The organism is Lysinibacillus sp. FSL R5-0849 (genome assembly GCF_038595075.1).
GTDB classification, from domain to species: Bacteria; Bacillota; Bacilli; order Bacillales_A; family Planococcaceae; genus Lysinibacillus; species Lysinibacillus fusiformis.
In genome coordinates, this window is sequence record NZ_CP152004.1 from 3,049,255 (window position 1) to 3,069,656 (window position 20,402).

Consider the following 20,402-nt stretch of genomic DNA (forward strand, 5'->3'; position numbering starts at 1 on the left):
TCCCAATGCCTAGCGGTTTTCTTATTCTTGCTCATCCTCACCAATTTTTTCCTCTGTAATAGCTGGTAAAATTGGCTGATTCACTTTACTATCTGTTACTTTTTCAGCCTCATATTTTGCTTTTAATTCGAAGTACTTATCTAGAGAGCGTCTAGCAATAAGGTTGTTATTGACTAAATGTTGATTCATATTAGTTGTTGCCCAAGGAATAACAACTGCATAAGCAATTTCAGGGTTTTCATATGGCGCAAAGCCAACATGTGTTAAGTTAATCGTATTTGTACCAAAGTGTTCGCGCAATGGACCATAATAAACTACCTCTGCAGTACCTGTTTTCCCTGCTGCAGTAAATGGAGCATTTGAAAATTGTCCACGAGCTGTACCATATGATCCAGTATATACACGACGTAGCCCTTGTTTAACATAGTCAATCTCTTCTTTAGGATTATCTATTTGATTAAGAATAGTTGGTCCTATTTCAGTCACTAATTGTCCTAGTTGCTTGCCATCCTGTGATGGATCACGAACTTCTTTCACAACATGTGGCTGAATACGGTAGCCACCATTAGCAATTGTTGAAATATATTGTGCTAATTGTAAAGGAGTATAAGTGTCATACTGACCAATCGCTAAGTCTAGTGTTTTACCACCCATCGTTGGACCTGATGGACCACGTACCCCACCAAATTCATTCGGCAAATCAATGCCTGTTTTCACACCAAGCCCAAATTGCGCATAATTATTACGCATTCTCGGGAATGTATCATCCTTTAAACGTAATGGCATCCCATAGCTGTAAGGTGTTCTATTAATCAATAGTGCAATTTTAAACATATAGGAGTTAGAAGAGCGTTCCAGCGCCATTAAATCATTCATTGGAACATAGCCACTACGGTTAAAAATCGAACTTTTAAAATCCGTACCTGCTAATTTAATCGGTTCATCTCCCATAGAAGTGCCCATCGAGATAACGTCTTGATTGTACCCCGTAAGAACTGTTGCTGCCTTAACAGATGAACCTGCCTCATAAGCTGTCGTAAATGTTCCGTATCCGTAATCAACAATTTCACTTTTCCCTGTTTCAGGATTCTTTTCTATTTTCTTACCGACCATAGATAGTACATCCCCTGTATTAGGGTCCATCATAATTAAAAAGGCACGATCTAATAAATACGATCCAGGAAGAGCTTTTAAATTAAGCAGTTCTTCTTCTACAATTTTTTCCGTTTCAGCCTGTAGCTCACTATCCAGTGATAAAATTAAATCTTTACCAGGCTCACCTTCATAAGTTGTAATAGTATCGACTACCTGCCCTTTTTTATTGGTAATATTTTTGACAACTGTTTTTTGACCTTGTAGTAGCTCTTCATATTGCGCCTCAATATAACTTTCCCCTACTCGATCATTTCGTGAATAATCACGGGCTAAATAATAATTCAGCTTCTCTTTTGGTATCCCTTTTGTTGGGACAGTTGTACGGCCAAGAATGGATAGAGAAGATAATTTTACGCGTTTCCAATCTGTCGTTGTGTTAACTCCTGGCAGTTCCGTTAAACGCTCGGAGACACGTGCAAATTCTTCTGCAGAGACATTTTCACTTTTTATAATTTGAGGTGATAAATTATAACCAGATGTCATCTCTCTAAAGATTGCTAATACTTCTAAATCCTTCTCTGACAATTGCAAAAGTTCTTCATTCGTAATGCGTTCACGTACTAGTTTATCAACCTCTGCATTGATTTGACTTGTCGTAATATTTTCTTTTGCTCGAATTTCAGCTTCTTCTGCCTTTGTCACTTTGTCGTAGGCTGCGTCATGATTTTTAATAATCCAAAAATCTTGTTTATCACGCAACGTGACGCGTTTCGTTGGTTGTTCAATTAATTGTGCCAGCTTTTCAGCTATATTTAGCATTTCATCTGTTGTAGTCGTTTGCATTTTCGTATACGTAATCGCATTTTCCGGGTGATTATCTACTAAAATACGACCGTAACGATCATACATTCTACCCCTAGGCACACTCGTATTGACAGGAACTTCTTCTGTACTCTCTAAAAGTCGTACATACTCTTCCCCTTTCACGATTTGCATATAACCTAGTCTAAAAATCAACATTGAAAATACGATAAATATTGCAAAGAAAAGGATATTCATACGAAATGTTAAATTAGAGTGATGTTTTGCTTTAACACTCGCTGCGCGATTTTTCCCTGGTGCTTTGCGCATATGTATTCCCCTCCTTATATTTTTTCATTTCAATACACGATACTTAGTATACCATTCGTAGGTTTGACAGGAAAGCATGCACTTGACAATTATTACGGAAAACATCATTTATTTGACGGCATCTAAAGTGGAAAGGTTGCCCTTTTTGTTCTATCCATTTCTTTTGCACTTTTATCTAATAAAAAAAGGCTATGCCTTAGTGATTTCTCACCTTAGCATAGCCATCTCTATTCAATCATTATTTAGCAGCTTGGAATTTAGCTTCAACTACATCCCAGTTTACTACGTTCCAGAATCCGCCGATGTAATCTGGACGACGGTTTTGGTAGTTTAAGTAGTATGCGTGCTCCCAAACATCTAAGCCTAGAATTGGTTTTTTACCTTCCATTACTGGAGAGTCTTGGTTAGGAGTAGAAGTAACAGCAACTGAGTCACCATCCACGATTAACCATGCCCAACCTGAACCGAAGCGAGTTGTAGCAGCTTTTGCAAATTCTTCTTTGAACGCATCAAAAGAACCGAATTTCGCATCAATTGCTTTTGCAACTTCGCCAACTGGAGTATTAGAACCGCCTGGAGCGATTACTTCCCAGAATAGTGTATGGTTAGCATGTCCGCCACCGTTGTTGCGTACAGCAGTTTGTTTATCAGCTGGAAGAGCATCAAGGTTTGCGATTAAGTCGTTAATGTCTTTTTCTGCAAATTCAGTGCCTTCTACTGCTGCGTTTAAGTTTGTTACATAAGTATTGTGGTGTTTAGAATGGTGAATTTCCATTGTTTTTGCATCGATATGTGGTTCTAATGCGTCGTAAGCGTAAGTTAATTGTGGTAATTCGTAAGCCATTGTTAAGTTCCTCCCTAAAATAAGAAATATTTAGTACATCAATAGATTATCAAAATTGGTCAAACCATTCAATGAAAAATACTTCATTTAGAAGATTTCAGCCTTTTGACTGAAAAACCAATACGTTTACTATCTTACCCGGTTGTGCCATTCATTAAACCTCACATGTAAACATTAAATCGCGATAAAAAATACAATGATCATCACGATTTGAATGACAGCCTTTGCAATAGTAGAAGTTAAAAAGCCTACTAATGAGCCAATACCACTTTTCACAGCCTCACTAAATGTTCGCTTCTCTACAATTAATTCAGCGATAACTGCCCCTAAAAATGGACCAAGTAAAATCCCAGCCACAGGGATGACAAATGGGCCGATTAATAATCCAATAGTACTTCCCCACATTCCGGCATTGGAGCCGCCAAACTTTTTAATGCCAAATGCATTGGCCAATGTGTCCGCACCAAATAACAGCACTACAAATAATAGTTCAATTACCCAGAACCACCAGCTTAACTCAGCGAAGGAGAAAAATAAGCCATATAGCAGGAATCCTCCGACTAAAAATAAGACACCTGGTATAATCGGATAGACTAAACCAACAAATGAAATAATAAAGCAGGCTATTACTAAAATCCAGCCAACAACTTCCATAAAGTTTCTCTCCTTTTTCGTACATTGACTTTCATACGGACAAACAAAGTGAAAGGTTTCACTTTGTTAATGGCGAATACCTAAAATTGAATCTGCAATATTAACCGCATGGTCACCAATACGTTCCAGATTACTTACAATGTCCATATAGACAATCCCTGCCGCTCCACTACATTCATTCGTATTCAAACGTGCAATATGTTTCTGACGAAGTTTATCCTCCATATCGTCTATCAAGCTTTCAAGCTCTGTCACCTCTTGAGCTAAACTTAAGCTCGCCGTATCTAAAGCCTCTATGCTTTTACGGACAGCCTCTATAGCTAAACTAAACATGCCAATTAAATCTTGGCGTGCCGATTTACTTAAGCTCACTTCATGATGATCCTTGTATTGTAAAAGCTCTAATATATTCTCAAAGTGATCACCAATACGTTCGAAGTCTCGCACATTTGTTAATAATGTATGATGTCTGACTGAGTCTGCACGAGATAAGGGCTGCTTAGACACCATTACTAAATAATCGGTAATTTCATTATCTAGATGATTAAGGCCGGCCTCTAATTGTAAAACTGTAGGAATATGTTCGGCTTCCCCTGATTTCATATATAGAAATGTTTCTTCTAAGCCTCGTAAAGCATGCTCACCCATTCGTAATACTTCCTCTTTGGCTTGGCCAAGTGCTATCGCTGGGGAGGAATCAATAAAAGAAGGATCTAAATGCTTAGTTGTGACATTGATATGCCCATCATGTCCTGGTATCAATTTCGTAACTAATGCTGCCAATCCTGCAATAAAGGGAAGTTGAATCATCATATTAAATACATTAAATGAGCCGTGAGCAATTGCAATTTGCATACGAGGCTCTAAATGAAATAAACCACTGACCCATTGAACATATTGCATAAATGGGGTGAAAAAAATCATGAAAATAATTGTACCGATCACATTAAAAAGTACATGTGCAGCGGCTGCCCGTTTTGCATAAATAGAAGCGCCCAGTGACGCTAATACCGCCGTAATCGTCGTACCAATATTTTCACCAAATAAAATCGGTAAGGCATTGTTCAATCCGATCAAATGCTCAGCATATAAGCCTTGAAGCACACCAACTGTGGCCGTAGAGCTTTGTACAAGCAAGGTAAAAACGGTACCTAAAAATATACCTAAAATGGGTTGATTACTTAAATGAAGCGTTAGAGATGCAAAATCTGCCAGTTGATGTAGTGACTGCATACTTGCACTCATTAGCTCTAGCCCTAAAAATAAGCCACCAAAGCCAAATATAATTTGACCAATATGTTGATATGTTGCTTTTTTTAAGAAAAATAAACAGCCTGCCCCGATTGCTAATAAGGGATAAAAATAGATACCAATATTAATACCAATAATGAATGCTGTAATGGTTGTACCAATATTTGCTCCCATAATTACGCCGATTGCTTGACGTAACGTTAAAAATCCGGCACTCACTAACCCAACAGTAATGACTGTCGTTGCAGAGCTTGACTGAATGCAAATTGTTACAAATATGCCTACTAAAACTCCCATGATAGGGTTAGTTGTAAAGCGATTTAACCATTCGCGTAATCGATCATCCGCTGATTTTTGAAGCCCATCACCCATAAATTTAATGGAAAATAAAAAGACTCCTAACCCACCTAAAAACTGAAAGAGTATGCTTTGCCAATCTATTGTCAATTGTTTTCGCTCCAATTCCTACGTCTCTACTACTCTATTTCTAATCTTTAATTGATTACAAACAAAAAGTAAAGAAATCCTTTAATTTCTTTACATAATGTTAACATTTTATCATCAAGTCTCCCTTCATTCATACTTCTTTCATACCCTATGCTCTTTGAACATGTTAATATATTGTTTGGAGGAGATATAGTATGAAACACTCACAGCTATTTATCGATAGTCTCATTCATCCAAAAAAACTAGCAGCCTATCGTTTACTACCTATTGGAAAAGTTATTCAATATACTTTTCTACTCATTACCCTTCTAACTGTATTCTCTTTAGGTAGATTTGCAGCGGGTATGTCTGTTGATACGATTGATATGAACAGTTTAAATGGTTTAACTGAATACATAGATGGCATTAAATGGCTCTTATATCCGTTTACGTTCTTAATGCTTTTTGTCTTTACAACCATGCTGATTTTTGCACAAATTGCTCTCTATGCCTTAGCCGGTTTATTTATCTTAAAAGTGATGAAACGTCGTGGTGAATACCGTCATATTTGGCGGACAACAACGTTTGCCATTACGTGGGCAACATTATTGTCGATGCTAGCAGAATATTTACCGATTAACAGTACGATTATCTCTGTTTTTTCTTTATTATTGACGATCGTTCTATTAATTGTGGCCTTTACAAAATATCCAAAACAACCAATTTCAAAATAATGTGCATGAATCCCACCTCTTCTAAATATAGTGTAGAAAAGGAGGGATTTTTTTGCGGGCATTCATCTTAACAGCTATCATTATCGTCATCGCTTTTGTCGTAAAAGTAGATTTAACTGAGGGTTCGATCCCCCTTGCTGGTTTACAAACCAAAAGTACTAATGGCCAATGTGAACAGCAACGTGAGCCAAATTATATCACCGTACAAACTATTGAAGGAGATACCATTCATAGTTTATTTGCCTTACACCCTGCAAAAGTTCCTATGACATTCCCAGAACGTTTACAATTATTTTACAACTTAAACCCACACTTACAATTACAGGAATTGATTCCCGGTGGCAATATTAAGCTTCCTCTTACGTTTGAATTCGAAAACAAATGCGGAAAATGAAAAGTTAGCGTTTCTTCCTTGTCCTTATTTTCTTACACTGCTAAAATAAATGACAGTGACGGCTGAAAATAGTGGCCCGAAAAGGAGAGAAAGTTAATGAGTGAAATTTGTCACCGTACAAATACACGTCCTGTACGTGTCGGTAACTTAACAATTGGTGGTAGTAATGAATTATTCATTCAAAGTATGTGTACAACAAAAACACATGATGTAGATGCAACAGTGGCAGAAATTCTTCGACTTGAAGAAGCAGGCTGTCAAATAGTTCGTGTTGCAGTTCCAGATGAGCGTGCTGCAGATGCAATTGCCGAAATCAAAAAACGTATCCATATTCCATTAGTAGCTGATATTCATTTTGACTATAGATTAGCATTAAAAGCCATTGAAAATGGTATCGATAAAGTACGTATTAACCCAGGTAATATTGGTCGTAAAGAAAAAGTGGAGGCTGTCGTGAATGCAGCTAAAGCAAAAGGTATTCCAATTCGTATTGGTGTAAATGCTGGTTCACTAGAGCGTCATATTTTAGAAAAATACGGTTATCCAACTGCTGATGGTATGGTTGAGTCTGCTCTTCACCATATTAAAATTTTAGAAGACTTGGACTTCCACGATATTATTGTATCGATGAAGGCATCTGACGTAAATCTTGCTATTGAAGCCTATGAAAAAGCAGCTAAGGCTTTTAATTATCCGCTACATTTAGGTATTACAGAATCAGGTACACTGTTTGCTGGTACTGTAAAATCTGCGGCTGGACTTGGAGCCATCCTATCAAAAGGAATTGGTAATACATTACGTATTTCACTTTCAGCAGACCCTGTTGAGGAAATAAAAGTAGCACGTGAACTATTAAAATCCTTTGGTCTAGCTTCAAATATGGCAACACTGATCTCTTGTCCAACATGTGGACGCATTGAGATTGATTTAATTTCCATTGCGAATGAAGTAGAAGAATATATTTCTAAATTGAAGGTACCTTTAAAAGTAGCAGTATTAGGCTGTGCGGTAAACGGTCCTGGTGAAGCACGTGAAGCAGATATAGGTATTGCTGGTGCACGAGGTGAGGGCTTGTTATTCATGAAGGGGAAAACTGTTCGTAAAGTCCCTGAAGAAACAATGGTTGAAGAGTTGAAAAAAGAAATTGATAAATTAGCGGCAGAGATGGAAGAAAAGCGCGCAGCAGAAGAAGCACAAAAAGCGAATGCCTAAGGAGGTACTAGCATGAAAAAGCCCCGCTTTGGTATTGATATTGATGGGACTGTAACATGTCCAAGTACACTCATCCCACATATTAATAAACAATATAACGTAAATATTACGCTTGATGATGTTTGTGAGTATGATTTTTTATCAGCCTTTCCGCACCCTGTTGATCGTAGTGCCTTTAACACTTGGTTTAAAGAAAACGAGCCTTATATGTACGAAGTGTCGGAAGTGGCAAAAGATGCAAAAAGCATTCTAACTGCTTGGCAAAATTCTTATGAGCTCTACTATATTTCGGCACGAGGCGAAAATGTAGCAGACATTACAATGAATTGGTTTAAAACTCAGGCTATCCCCTATGATCATATCGAACTTTTAGGTAGCCATGATAAATTAGCAGTTGCTAAAAAGCATCATGTAGAGGCTTTCTTTGAGGATAAGCACGATAATGCGGTTATGCTGGCAGAGGAGCTAAAAATACCTGTCGTGTTATTTGATACGCCTTATAACCGTCTTGCTGTCCCTGACAATGTTGTAAGGGTATATAACTGGCAAGAAGCCAATCAATTTATCACCAATCATTTCAAATAATATACAGGAGAGTCGTGTTCAGATAAAGAACACGACTCTTTTATTTGCCACCAGCGGATGGTAAGGCTTGGAGCAGAAGCCGTTCAAACAAGTTCGTTTGACGATAGACCTGCTTATTTTCACTATACTTCCAGAATTCCTCGTATCCAACGCTCCACAAAGTTTTCAAAGGTAATGCCATAATTATCGTAGACGGCATGATAAACAAAATAAGTTCCTAAACGATCAAGAATTTCATCATTAATTTTCATCACAAACCGCTCCCTTTCTACTTGTTTTTCACCAAATTTTCATACTTCTATACTCCCAAATGACGAACAATCGAGTGGAGGTCGCATCGTTGCAAAACCGTCACAATCTACCGCTTTCATGCCCTTTCTTCATATTTTTCTTTTCGATAAGATAGTAGTAACAACATGCTAGACTGGAGGGACTACTTGTGAAATGGATGACAAAATTAGCTTGTATGACTTGCATCTGCGCACTACTGACCGGCTGTGGTGATCGATTATCAGAAATTAAAGATGCAGCTTCTGGCATCAACACAGCGGCAAACTCCGCGGCTAGTGCAGTAAGTCGAGATGTACATGCTATACGCGCTATAGACATTAACTATAAAGATACATCTTTCACGGTTAATGACCTATTTAAAACTATTTTACGTGACATACGCTGGGATTATGACCCGGAAAAAAATGAGCTACATGTGAGAGGCACTTGGCAACCCCCACTATTTTCTGATCAGCCATGGGATGATGAGTTGAAAGAAAAGCTTGCTGAGTCAGGCATTGTAGACGTTACATGCAAAATAATTGATGATAAAATTGATAGCTCTCAAACTACAACGATCGTTATTTTTAATAATGAAAATCTCTTACAAAAAAATGGTGAAGAAGCACTCCATCACCTATATGATACCTATTTACTGTCAACGCATTAAAAACGATTCTGCCATGATAACTGGCAGAATCGTTTTTTTATAATAAGTCTTACAATTTTGAAATATTAGGTGCTTTTATTTGAATAAAATAAAACCATCACGTTATAATCAAAGTACAACGTGATGGTTTGGAGGTGTTTGCATTGGGACAGAGAAATTAAAAATTGGCGAGCTTGCTGAAAAAACTGGCATTACAAAACGAACAATCGATTATTATACAAACATAGGCTTGTTGGTAGCAGAACGTTCTGCAACAAATTATCGCTACTATGATCCCTTCATGATTGAACGACTTCAATTCATTGAACAGCGCAAACAACAAGGGCTTTCACTCGTTGAAATCCAACATGAATTAAACATCACTCCCTATGAAGAAATTGATGTACAAATGCTTCGTTTAAAAATGCAAGATTTAGAGCATGATGTAGCTTCTCTACTAGAACAAATGAACCAGCAAGATGATAAAAAAATTGAAACTATTAAAAAGAATGTTTCGCCTGAAAGTATTGCATTAATGCAATCCTTACTTTTACTTATTCATAATTAGGAGGTGACGTTCTGTTTTTACAGAACGACTATTTGGATACCATAATAAACTTATCGATTTTTACCATTTTATTAGCTTTAACAGGTTTTTTCGTGGCAACAGAGTTTGCGATTGTAAAGGTTCGTTCCTCAAGACTTGATCAACTTATTGCAGAGGGAAATACAAAAGCCATTGCTGCTAAGCAAGTGGTCAGTCATTTAGATGAATATTTATCTGCCTGTCAATTAGGGATTACAGTAACAGCTCTTGGTATCGGTATGGTTGGTGAAAAAACTTTTGAATTTATGCTACACCCACTATTCGAAATGATCGGAATTTCAGATAAATATATGACGATCTTTACCATTGGTACAGCCTTTGCTATCGCTACATTCTTACATGTTGTTGTCGGCGAACTAGCCCCAAAAACAGCAGCTATTCAAAAAGCGGAAACGATTACTCTACTTTTCGCAAAGCCGATTATGTTCTTCTACAAAATCATGTACCCATTTATTTGGTTCTTGAACGGCTCTGCACGCGTTTTGATTGGTTTTTTCGGTATGAAGCCTGCAAGTGAGCATGAGCTTTCTCATACGGAGGAAGAACTGCGACTATTACTGTCTGAAAGCTTTAAAAGTGGTGAAATCAATAAAACAGAGCTTAAATATGTAAATAACGTCTTTGAGTTTGACGAACGTATTGCTCGTGAAATCATGGTTCCTCGAACAGAAATTGTAGGGATTGAACGAAATGACTCGTTTACAACTATCATCCATCATTTTGCCGCTGAAAAATATACGCGTTACCCTATTTATGATGGCGACCGCGATAATATTTTAGGGTTTATCAATGCAAAGGAATTGTTTACACACGGTTTACTTGAGAAGCTTACAGACGAGACATTAGTCATCGAAGATTTCATTAATCCAGTTATTCGTGTTATTGAAACTATCCCTGTTCAAGAATTACTTGTACGAATGCAAAAAGAACGTATTCATATGGCCATTTTAATGGATGAATATGGTGGGACATCAGGTCTCGTAACCGTTGAAGATATTTTAGAAGAAATTGTTGGTGAAATTCGTGATGAATTTGACGATGATGAAATTGCAGATATTCGAAAAATCACAGAAAACCATTATATATTAAATGCAAAGATGCTTGTTGAAGATGTAGAAAATTTACTAAATATAACATTAGAAGCCGAGGAAGTGGAAACATTAGGTGGTTGGTTCTTATCCGTGAATAATGGGATAAAAGCATCCGCAAATATTGAGCTTGGCTCCTATGTCTTCAGTATTTATGAACAACAAGGACATCAGATACATTATATCGAGGTTCGACCTCTACGAATTAGTGCACCGGCGTCCCTCATTACAAAGGTACAGCCCTAACCTTATTATTTTGAAACCATTTTCGTTATTCCATTATTAGCCATTTCAAGCTATAATGAGAGTAGGAATATGATTCTAGTTTCAGGGGGCTATACACATGACATTATTTAAACTATATCATTCAGATGGTATACACATTATTTCCGACGTAAAAAAACATAAAACAAATATTGAATTAAAAACAATTACAGGCGAAGTATTATATATTATCGTCGTAACAGATGAAAACTACACAGTGTACGACGATCGTTTTGCAGGTGCCTCTAAGCAGTTAAATTCTGTAGAAGCATTTGATATAGATGGCAGTTTCCGTAGCCTAGATTTCGATAATATGCGCGCTTTATTTAAAGAAGCTTTTACAAAGTTATTACAACAAATCGCTGAGTGCGTTCAAAGTAAAGATGAGCTAGTCGATATTGACACACTCCGTCATAAAGTAAGTGCCCAAATAAAAGGCATCCATTTCCGTGTCATTTCTGATACGAAAAAATATGAAATTTAACCTCTCACAGACTGTTCATTTTGGACAGTCTGTTTTCTTTTCACCTCCCTTCCCAGCTAAAACAAAAACATGCTTCTTAACTTTCATGTATAATGGGACTTAATGATCTGAAAAAAAGGGGTGTTTAGAATGAATCGTGAACAATTAATCACACTCATTTCAGAAAAACTGAAATTAATCCGTACTGAAAAAGCTTTTACCCAGGATCAAATGAGTGATTTACTTGGATTATCTAAAAAAACACTTGTCCAAATTGAAAAGGGGCGTATTCTAGCGGGATGGACAACTACTGTTGCCGTCTGTACTTTGTGTCGTGACAGTACTATTTTGCAACACGAGCTAGGCGGTGAACCATTAGAGGTGGTGGATTTGATTGCGAATAATGGAACATTGCAGCCTAAAGATAAAACAATGGGTGGATACATATGGTGGAAAAATATACATGAGCATGGAGGGTTCCGACTTCAGCAAAATATCATTAGCCTTCATTTCCGTATTTTAGACGACAACAATTTTCGTCTAATCTCAACATTTGATGAACAAGTAGCTAAACAAGCATGGAAAAAGCTACAGATGTAACCCTCCGCCATCTACTAGACCTCCTCCTAATGGTAGAAGCAGTATTCCTGCTTCTACTGTTGTTAGTTGTTTGCCCTCCTCCCCCACTTACATCAACACACTCTAGACAAATATATAAAGAAAAGAAATTACTTGTCATATGATAAAGAGAATGGATTCTGTGAAATTTCTATAAAGGATAGATAGTTGAAGTTAGGAAAGTCGAAATTTGCAGAAATATTTTCTATACTTAATAGTAACCGCTGTGATATTGGAAAGGATGCGCATAAATGAATCGAATTCTAGCAATAAGTGATATACACGGAGAATTAGCGCTTTTTGAAGAACTATTACTAAAAGCAAACTATAATCCAGATGAAGATCAACTTTTTTTACTCGGTGATTACATCGACAGAGGTCCAGCTTCAAGCGGTGTGTTAAATTTAGTGAGCGAATTACAAGGAAAAGGAGCACGAGTTCTCCTCGGCAACCATGAAGCCATCATGCTCAATGCATGCCGTTCTGGCCTTGCTAAACCATGGAACCATTGGGTAGGACTTTGTGGGGGGGATGCAACATTAGCAAGCTACGGCTACCAGCTGAACGATTTCGAGGATGCTATTGCTAGCCATACATTGCCTAGCTTTATTAAAACGTTGCCAAAGCTAGAAGAGCATTTACAATTAATTGAAAACTTCGAAACATACATTGAATTAGAGGATGCTATATTTGTACATGGTGGAGTTATACCAGGCGTTGCGATGTCAGAAACAGACCCCATGCAATTACTATGGATCCGAGAAGAATTTCATGCAGGCTATCAAGGAGATAAAACCGTTATCTTTGGACATACACCTACGTATAGACTTCACCATAACCCAACTGATTACAGTGTCTACTTTGGTGAAAACAATATTATCGGTATTGATGGTGGTGCTGTATTTGGTGGACAATTACACGCATTCGAATGGCCAAGTCGTCAAATATTCTCAGTCGAACATAAAAAACCAACAAGTAACGATTAACTTGTTGGTTTTTCTATTAATATAACTTGAAGATAACACCTACTAAAGAGTACACAATAACTGTTGTGAATAATATGGTCATATGGAATAGTGAGAAAACAAACATTTTAGTAGCCCACTTCACTTGATCTTTATTACTATGATAGCCATATATACTCATTACTAGCCATGCAATACTTAATAGTAATGCGACAAGCATAATTCCCACACTTAAGGAACCAAATAAAAAGCTTGATAGAATTAATAAAATTAAATAGAAATTTGTTTGATAATACGTACGGCGCATACCTTTAACAACAGGAAGCATTGGCACACTTGCCGCTTCATAATCTACACGTTTGCGGATTGCAATGGCATAAAAATGCGGCATTTGCCAAATAACCATCACAAAAAATAAACCAAGTATTGCAGGATGTGTAATATCTGTCGATACGGCAGACCAGCCAATTAATGGCGGTACTGCACCACTTATACTACCAATTTCTGTATTATAAATCGTACGACGTTTTGTCCACATTGTGTAAGGGACTACATATAAAAATACTCCTAGTAAACCAAATGCCGCTGCTAATGGTGACGCAAGCGCCAAGACGGCTAATCCGATAATTAACATAGCTATCGCTAATGATAGAGTCGATTTTGCTGACATTTCCCCAGTGACGGTCGGTCTGCTTTGTGTACGAGGCATAATCGCATCGATATCACGGTCATACACATTATTAAAGGCCCCTGCTGCTCCAATGACAAGGGCAGAACCAACTGTTGAAAAAATCATTTCTGGTATATTGTCTATGAACGTCATTTTATTTTTGTACATCCCTAGCGTTAAACCAGCCCACATTGGTATTAAATTAGATTTGATAATTCCTGTTTTGACTGTTTGCGCTAAAATAGTAGAGCGAGACGATTTCCCTCGTGTTGTTCCGGAGGATTGCGGTTTATGCTCCGAGTTCAGATTTTGTTCCATTCATCTTAATTCCTTTTCTCCATAATTTCTGCACGCCACAATCGATAGAAAGCGACAAAATTTGCATCTAGCACATCAAATTATTATTTTACCCCTTTTAGTTCTGTTCTGTCTCTAAGTTCACATAAAGTACATGTTTTTATCTAGTAAAGTACGCTCATTCACAACATCTTCTATGATACCACCGACTGACATGAATTTGAACCTTCTTGCTCGATTCTTATCATTACTATTCAAGAAAAGTAAAAAGCCGAGGCGAATTTTGCCTCGGCTTCTATTATTAAAGATCTCCCTGAAGTTGCTGGGCCAAAAATGCCACTAAATCACGCATATTATCTGGTGTTACCCCATGTCCATCTGGATATTGCTTAAATGTCACAGTAGCCCCAAATTGTTCAAAAACCTCTTTGCTTTCCATTCCCCATTGTGATGGAATAACATAATCATAATCACCATGAGAAATAAAGGCTTGTAAATGTTCAACAGAGCGAATAGAATATTCCTCTGTTACAAATTTAGGTGTATAGCCGCTTAATGCGACAATGCCCGTCACTAAATTCCCCATTACAAAGGCCAGTGATTGTGCTAGTACGGCTCCCTGGCTAAAGCCTAATAAAAATACTTTATGGGGATCAACTTGATATTCGTCAATTGCCTCTAATATAAATCGTTGTAAAGCCACTAATACTTTATCGAAGATAGCACGATCCGGTTGCCCTACCTCTTGAATAGTGAAGAAAGCATAACCTGGTTTTTGTGTAATGGGTCCACGCAAACTAAATATATGACATTGTTCTTGAAAGTCCTGTACTAATTGTGGTAAGTCGTCTTCATTACTTCCCATACCATGCAATAAAAAAATAGCAGGGTATTTTTTTGTAGTGTCCATATTAGTAGGTGGTGTATGTTTAAAAGTAAATGGTGTATTCATGTCTTCAAATTCCTTTCACAGTCAATCTTTGTAACAAAGCTATAGTAATTTTGTTTTATTGATTAATCCATCTGTATGGTAAGCAATATACCCATTGACAACACGAATGGTCTCTAGTGGATCTGCGTCAAAAAGTATTTGTGATTGCTCAGGTGTGGACACCAGAACCGTTAATAAATCCATACGCATAGAATGCCCCGCAGAGCTATATGCATAGTCGTAGATGATCGCTTCCTCTGTCATGCCTTCTGTCTCATATTGTTGATGGAACAATTCCTTTACAGTATCCATTTGCTCTGCTACTTGTTGTCGGATACGCATCTGATGCATCAATAATTCCTCTTCTAAAGTTGAGGGCTTTACCCATTTTTTAGCGTTTAGCATGTTCAGGAATTCTTGTTCCCATGCCTGTTCATTCTCAGTAAAGTAGAGCATATTAATCATTAGCATATCCCAGAAATCAACAGCCGAAGTTGCTGAATTTCGTTGCATTGCTATAGTTTCTTTAAAATGTTCTTCTACCTTAGTAATATTCATATTGCGAACTAAATGATTACATACGTTTTCAATAAACTTATTTGCCACTTCTTGTGCCATAAAAAATCCGTCCTTTATATCTACAAATCATTTTTTTCTATCTTATCATACCATGATTGTGAAATATGGCAACGAAGCCCTCTCTATAGACATTTCACAAAAGGATGTCTCCCTTTGTAAAGGAAGACATCCTGAATGAATTACGAGAAAACATAGCTATCCATAGTATCCAACGTATTTTGAATAGCATCTTTCAATGATCGTTGATGTTCACCACAGGAAACTACTGCCTCTTCCAAAGCGATTGCAGCATTCGCCATAAACGGTGCCATTTGCAAATCCTTGGCTAATTGAATAAGAACTAATGCCTTATTCCATTTCCAACGAGGGTTAGTTGGATCTAAATTGATCGCCTGCTCCAAATAACCAAGCGCATCAAAAGGCATCCAGCCAAAGCGATGCATTGTCTGGCCCGTCATTCCCCAGTAGACGGCCTTATTTGGATTTTCCTTAACGGCTTGTTGAAAGCAATGGACACTTTCATTGTATTGATGGGCGAATAAAAACAGCTCTCCTTGAGTAAAGAAGGATTGGGCTTTTTCATTACCTGTTCCTGTCTTTGCTACCTCTTCTAATTGCTTTATATTCATTGCAAATGCTTCTTCATCTTTGATCGCACGTATTCCTACAACCGCATCGGATTCTGGATAGCTTTCGTCCGCACGTTCTGCATGTTGTATTTCTCCATAAAGAGTCGGCTTTGGATAATGAGCGAAATCATACTCTTCTAATAATATTATATATTTTTGCGCAAGGGCTAGTTCCTCTTCATTTGTCACCATTTTTGCAGCTTCATAGCATTTCATTAGCTCGCCATTGTAAAAAAAATCATCCATTGACATTTAAAAATCCCTCCAGTGTATAGCTATTCAGTCTTTTTAGTATACACTACAACATAAAAAGAGACTGATCAAAATGTTGATACAGTCTCCTTAGTATTATTTTTTTAACACTACCGTATTTAAGAAGTTGCGTAAGTCCTCTTCTTTTAGTGCCCCTACAAAACGGTTCACTTCTTTTCCATCTTCAAAACGGATAAACGTTGGTGTTGCTTCAATATGATATTTCTCCCATAAATCTTCATATTCATAGACATTCAATTGAGCAATGTCGACACCCAGTTCATCTGCAATTGGCATTAATTCAGGTGTAAATGCTTGACAGTGTACACAAATCGGGCTGAAGAAATACGCATTCACAGGTTCACCTGCTTTAATCTTTGCCTCTAATTCATCTGGTAACATAATGTTTTGATAGCTTTTGTCATCTAATTGATCAATTGTTTCTTGTTTCAGCTTTTTATCGCCATAAGGGTTGTTTGCGCTCTCTAGTTTACTTTTGTTTGAGACATTGGTAAGCACAATAATTGCTGCAAATAATACAACAATAACGGAACCAATAATTAATAATTTTTTCACTAGAATAGTGACCTCCTTTTTTACACTAAAATCCTAATTTTAGTGTATCCGGATTGATTATAAATTGTTTTGAAAACCTAGTAAACTAATTCGCCTTTAAAAAAAGATATTTCACATTTATAACATAATTTTAAGTATATTTGGGAACATACATATTGAGAGTTCATGCAAAATTTGAACGTGGGGTGATTATATGAAAAACTCGTTTCAGCATGTATTTCAAATTTATACGAAGGATATCCGGAACATTGTCACAAACTGGGTAGTAGCTATCATTGTGGGCGGATTGATTTTTCTTCCTTCACTTTACGCCTGGCTTAATATCTATGCCTCTATGGACCCATACGCCCACACATCCAATATGAAAATCGCTATTGTCAACGAGGATACTGGAACCACCGTTCGAAATGAAGCAATTAATGTTGGAAATGAAGTAATCGAGAATTTAAAAACGAATGAAAGCTTTACTTGGGAGCTTGAAAACGAACAGCAAGCCATGGAGCATTTGAAAAATGGAGATTATTTTGCCATGATCGTTATTCCCAATGACTTTTCGCAAAAGCTCACCTCCATTCTGACAGAGCAACCAACTAAAGCGCATATTTATTATTATGTAAATGAAAAAAAGAATCCGATTGCCCCTAAAATAACAAGTAAAGGAGCAAGTGTCCTTACCCAGCAGGTTTCTAGTGAATTTGTATCAACGGTCAACGGGACGCTATTCTCCATTTTTAATACTATTGGGCTTGAAATGGAACGTGAAATTCCTGACTTTCGAAAATTTGAAAACTATGTCTTTACTATAGAGCAGCATTTACCTGATATCAATTCATTTTTAGCACAGGCTTCTAGCCAAGGGAAGGATGCCGATCAATTACTCAATCGTGCGATCACACAAATTCCACAAGTAGAACAATTAACAACAAATGGTTTGACTACTATTCAAAAAGGTCTAACTCTTGTGAATGAAGCAGATGCTCTGTTTAATGAGCTATCTCCCCTTATTAAAAAGGATGTACAAACTGTCCAAAATATTGCGCAGCACTTCACAGATATTATGAATAAACTCAACAGCATTGATCTTGATTCAGCCTCTATCACCCAAACAAAAGAAGCATTAAAAAATCAATTGTCGACGTCCAAAGAAAACATAACGCATAGTATTCAAACACTTGAGGCGCTACAGAAGTTGATTCAAGCAGATACTTTAACCCGAAATCAGTTGCAGGATTCCTTAGATCGTATCATAGCATCTTTACAGCAAAGTAATGCCCAAGATAATGAACAAATCATTGAACAGCTTACAGCTATACGTGATGCCCTGCAAAATAATCCGACCTTTACCGATTCAACTTTAAACGCTCTAAAAGACTTGCAACAATTAAATACATTACATGCAGATATCCTTACAAAAATTGAACAATTACAGCCCATTGATAAAAACGTCATTCAACAAGATATTACAGCGATTCAAAACATCGCACAAAATGCTACCGCTAATTTACAAAAATTCTTGGTCTACTATAACGATAAATTGGAGCCACAAATTCGCTCAACATTGTCTAGTGCTAAAAGTACATTAACAAGTGCTTCTGCCATGTTGACGGATGTAAAACAATTCATACCTCAGGCAACAGATAAATTGACACAGGCAAAAAATACGTTAGGTACGGCTAATAATGCTCTCCAGAAAATCCAAAGCGAGTTCCCTACTTTAAGTACAAAAATCAAGGACCTAGCGAATAAACTTCGAACTTTAGAAAATGAAGCGGATATTTCAGAGATTGTGCAATTATTAAAGAATGATGTCAATGCCGAGCGTGATTTCTTTGAAGAGCCCATTAAACTAAAGGAAGATCGAATTTTCCCTATCGCCAACTACGGAACAGCGATGACACCATTTTACACAGTGCTATCCATTTGGGTCGGTTGTTTATTATTAATTTCACTATTATCCGTAAATCTTCATGAAAATTCACCTTATAGTATCCGTGAAATCTATTTTGGCCGCTTACTAACGTTTGCAACTTTTTCTATTATACAAACCCTCATCATTACGATCGGTGATACCTTTTTAGTTGACGGTTCTATTCAGGCGCCCGCTTACTTTATCTTGTTTGGACTTTTGATTAGCTTAGTATTTGTAACCGTTGTGTATACGTTAGTCTCGGTCTTTGGAAATGTTGGAAAAGCTTTAGCGATTGTGATGCTTGTTTTACAAATTGCGGGCTCTGGTGGGACATATCCTGTGGAATTATTGCCAAAGTTCTTCCAAATCATTAACCCATTTTTGCCTTTTACGTATGCCATTGAAATGATGCGTGAGGCGGTTGGAGGCATTATCTGGTCAACTGTATGGGTAGATCTCATCTTCTTAATTGGTTTCTGGTTCGTCTTTATCCTCTTTGGCTTTTTCTTAAAAAAGTTACTGAGCGAGAAAATAGAACATTTTATGAACAAAACACGCGGTTTAGATATATTTCATTGATTTTCAACTAGGCTCCATGTAAATGTTTATGAGAGCGATGTTATAATGGAAGTATTGTAAACATGTAGGAGGCGCTATTGTTGAAGAAAACGGTTTCTATTTTTATTGTTTTAGCGTTAATGTTATTAAGTGCGTGTGGAGAAAATAAGAAAAATGTTGAAAATGATCATGTAGCTACAGAAGGTGAAACTTCCCATGAAGGGGATAGTCATGCTTCAGGCGATATTCAGGAAGAAACAGCTTCAGCAAATGTTCTTCCAACGTTTTTAGAGGGTAAACAAGAAAATATTCGCTTGGTTTATCAAGTTGCTGGACAATCTACAGAAATTCTTGAATGGATGCCATGTTATTGTGGATGTGGCGAATCTTCTGGTCATAAAAGTAATTTAAACTGCTTTATTCAGGAAAAACGTGAGGATGGATCCATCGTCTGGGATGATCACGGTACTCGTTGTTTAGTCTGCTTAGAAATTGCTGTACAATCGGCTAAAATGCATCAGGATGGCAAGAGTCTAAAAGAAATTCGCCAAATCATTGATGAAACTTATAAAGAAGGCTATGCAAAACCAACACCAACTGATATGCCGGCATAAAAAAGCAAAATCCATCGAGAAGTTCATTCTCGATGGATTTTGTCATTTTTTCTTCTCTTTCATTTCCAATATTCGGTAAACCACTGTCAATCTCAATATAAGTTACCACATTGTAAAAAAAGACTGTAGGCAAACGG

Annotated in this window: 22 protein-coding genes; 12 read left to right on the forward strand and 10 right to left on the reverse strand. The window is 37.2% G+C overall.

The features are described from left to right. Positions 1-21: 21 nt before the first annotated feature. From MKY80_RS14955 to MKY80_RS14970, 4 genes are all read right to left on the reverse strand, one after another. On the reverse strand, positions 22-2,226 hold the full coding sequence (locus tag MKY80_RS14955; protein ID WP_008178340.1) for a penicillin-binding protein 2: 2,205 nt from the start codon (positions 2,224-2,226) through the stop codon (positions 22-24). Between the two features lie 238 nt (positions 2,227-2,464). Then, positions 2,465-3,070: a superoxide dismutase gene (locus MKY80_RS14960; protein WP_008178341.1), complete on the reverse strand. Its 606-nt coding sequence runs from the start codon at positions 3,068-3,070 to the stop codon at positions 2,465-2,467. A 174-nt stretch (positions 3,071-3,244) separates the two neighbouring features. Next, positions 3,245-3,724, reverse strand: a complete 480-nt coding sequence (locus MKY80_RS14965) for a DUF456 domain-containing protein (RefSeq protein WP_036127103.1) — start codon at positions 3,722-3,724, stop codon at positions 3,245-3,247. Positions 3,725-3,790: 66 nt separating this feature from the next. Continuing rightward, a complete protein-coding gene (locus tag MKY80_RS14970) occupies positions 3,791-5,422 on the reverse strand; it encodes a Na/Pi cotransporter family protein (protein ID WP_036127105.1) in 1,632 nt (543 codons plus the stop codon). Positions 5,423-5,616: 194 nt separating this feature from the next. Between MKY80_RS14970 and MKY80_RS14975 the strand changes: the two genes are divergently transcribed. The 4 genes from MKY80_RS14975 to MKY80_RS14990 all read left to right on the forward strand — a co-directional run bounded on the left by MKY80_RS14975 (position 5,617) and on the right by MKY80_RS14990 (position 8,326). Further along, positions 5,617-6,135: a DUF1189 family protein gene (locus MKY80_RS14975; protein WP_342530003.1), complete on the forward strand. Its 519-nt coding sequence runs from the start codon at positions 5,617-5,619 to the stop codon at positions 6,133-6,135. 52 nt (positions 6,136-6,187) lie between these two features. Next, the gene (locus MKY80_RS14980) at positions 6,188-6,529 is read left to right on the forward strand and encodes a hypothetical protein (protein ID WP_008178345.1); all 342 of its coding nucleotides are present in this window, start codon (positions 6,188-6,190) and stop codon (positions 6,527-6,529) included. 96 nt (positions 6,530-6,625) lie between these two features. Continuing rightward, positions 6,626-7,741 (forward strand): flavodoxin-dependent (E)-4-hydroxy-3-methylbut-2-enyl-diphosphate synthase, encoded by a 1,116-nt coding sequence (gene ispG / locus MKY80_RS14985; protein WP_008178346.1) that lies wholly within the window; start codon positions 6,626-6,628, stop codon positions 7,739-7,741. Between the two features lie 12 nt (positions 7,742-7,753). Continuing rightward, complete coding sequence (locus tag MKY80_RS14990; protein ID WP_008178348.1) at positions 7,754-8,326, forward strand: nucleotidase; 573 nt, start codon at positions 7,754-7,756, stop codon at positions 8,324-8,326. Positions 8,327-8,448: 122 nt separating this feature from the next. Here MKY80_RS14990 and MKY80_RS14995 read toward each other — a convergent pair whose 3' ends face one another. Further along, entirely contained in the window at positions 8,449-8,577 is a 129-nt protein-coding gene (locus tag MKY80_RS14995) for a hypothetical protein (RefSeq protein WP_008178349.1), read from the reverse strand. Positions 8,578-8,774: 197 nt separating this feature from the next. Here MKY80_RS14995 and MKY80_RS15000 point away from each other — a divergent pair, with 197 nt between their 5' ends. From MKY80_RS15000 to MKY80_RS15025, 6 genes are all read left to right on the forward strand, one after another. Continuing rightward, positions 8,775-9,266, forward strand: coding sequence for a hypothetical protein (locus MKY80_RS15000; protein WP_239355467.1), 492 nt, complete (start codon positions 8,775-8,777; stop codon positions 9,264-9,266). A 163-nt stretch (positions 9,267-9,429) separates the two neighbouring features. Beyond that, on the forward strand, positions 9,430-9,813 hold the full coding sequence (locus MKY80_RS15005; RefSeq protein ID WP_083244712.1) for a MerR family transcriptional regulator: 384 nt from the start codon (positions 9,430-9,432) through the stop codon (positions 9,811-9,813). 32 nt (positions 9,814-9,845) lie between these two features. Further along, complete coding sequence (locus MKY80_RS15010) at positions 9,846-11,186, forward strand: hemolysin family protein (RefSeq protein ID WP_008178355.1); 1,341 nt, start codon at positions 9,846-9,848, stop codon at positions 11,184-11,186. Between the two features lie 97 nt (positions 11,187-11,283). Beyond that, the gene (locus MKY80_RS15015; RefSeq protein ID WP_239355459.1) at positions 11,284-11,688 is read left to right on the forward strand and encodes a hypothetical protein; all 405 of its coding nucleotides are present in this window, start codon (positions 11,284-11,286) and stop codon (positions 11,686-11,688) included. A 129-nt stretch (positions 11,689-11,817) separates the two neighbouring features. Then, positions 11,818-12,267 carry a transcriptional regulator gene (locus MKY80_RS15020; protein WP_239355460.1) on the forward strand — a complete coding sequence of 150 codons (450 nt, stop codon included), beginning with the start codon at positions 11,818-11,820 and terminating at the stop codon, positions 12,265-12,267. A gap of 269 nt (positions 12,268-12,536) precedes the next feature. Beyond that, positions 12,537-13,271 (forward strand): metallophosphoesterase, encoded by a 735-nt coding sequence (locus MKY80_RS15025; protein WP_008178362.1) that lies wholly within the window; start codon positions 12,537-12,539, stop codon positions 13,269-13,271. A gap of 16 nt (positions 13,272-13,287) precedes the next feature. Here the strand turns inward: MKY80_RS15025 and cyoE are convergent, their stop codons facing one another. From cyoE to MKY80_RS15050, 5 genes are all read right to left on the reverse strand, one after another. Next, positions 13,288-14,238, reverse strand: a complete 951-nt coding sequence (gene cyoE, locus MKY80_RS15030) for a heme o synthase (RefSeq protein ID WP_036127120.1) — start codon at positions 14,236-14,238, stop codon at positions 13,288-13,290. A 280-nt stretch (positions 14,239-14,518) separates the two neighbouring features. Continuing rightward, positions 14,519-15,169 (reverse strand): esterase, encoded by a 651-nt coding sequence (locus MKY80_RS15035; RefSeq protein ID WP_089986123.1) that lies wholly within the window; start codon positions 15,167-15,169, stop codon positions 14,519-14,521. Positions 15,170-15,208: 39 nt separating this feature from the next. Further along, positions 15,209-15,766: a hypothetical protein gene (locus tag MKY80_RS15040; RefSeq protein ID WP_008178366.1), complete on the reverse strand. Its 558-nt coding sequence runs from the start codon at positions 15,764-15,766 to the stop codon at positions 15,209-15,211. A 140-nt stretch (positions 15,767-15,906) separates the two neighbouring features. Then, entirely contained in the window at positions 15,907-16,608 is a 702-nt protein-coding gene (locus MKY80_RS15045) for an O-linked GlcNAc transferase (RefSeq protein WP_089986124.1), read from the reverse strand. A gap of 96 nt (positions 16,609-16,704) precedes the next feature. Then, positions 16,705-17,184 carry a thioredoxin family protein gene (locus MKY80_RS15050; RefSeq protein WP_008178370.1) on the reverse strand — a complete coding sequence of 160 codons (480 nt, stop codon included), beginning with the start codon at positions 17,182-17,184 and terminating at the stop codon, positions 16,705-16,707. Positions 17,185-17,377: 193 nt separating this feature from the next. Between MKY80_RS15050 and MKY80_RS15055 the strand changes: the two genes are divergently transcribed. Both MKY80_RS15055 and MKY80_RS15060 read left to right on the forward strand, forming a co-directional pair. After that, positions 17,378-19,672, forward strand: coding sequence for a YhgE/Pip domain-containing protein (locus tag MKY80_RS15055; protein ID WP_342530006.1), 2,295 nt, complete (start codon positions 17,378-17,380; stop codon positions 19,670-19,672). Positions 19,673-19,752: 80 nt separating this feature from the next. Continuing rightward, positions 19,753-20,265, forward strand: coding sequence for a PCYCGC motif-containing (lipo)protein (locus MKY80_RS15060; protein ID WP_008178374.1), 513 nt, complete (start codon positions 19,753-19,755; stop codon positions 20,263-20,265). Positions 20,266-20,402: the final 137 nt, after the last annotated feature.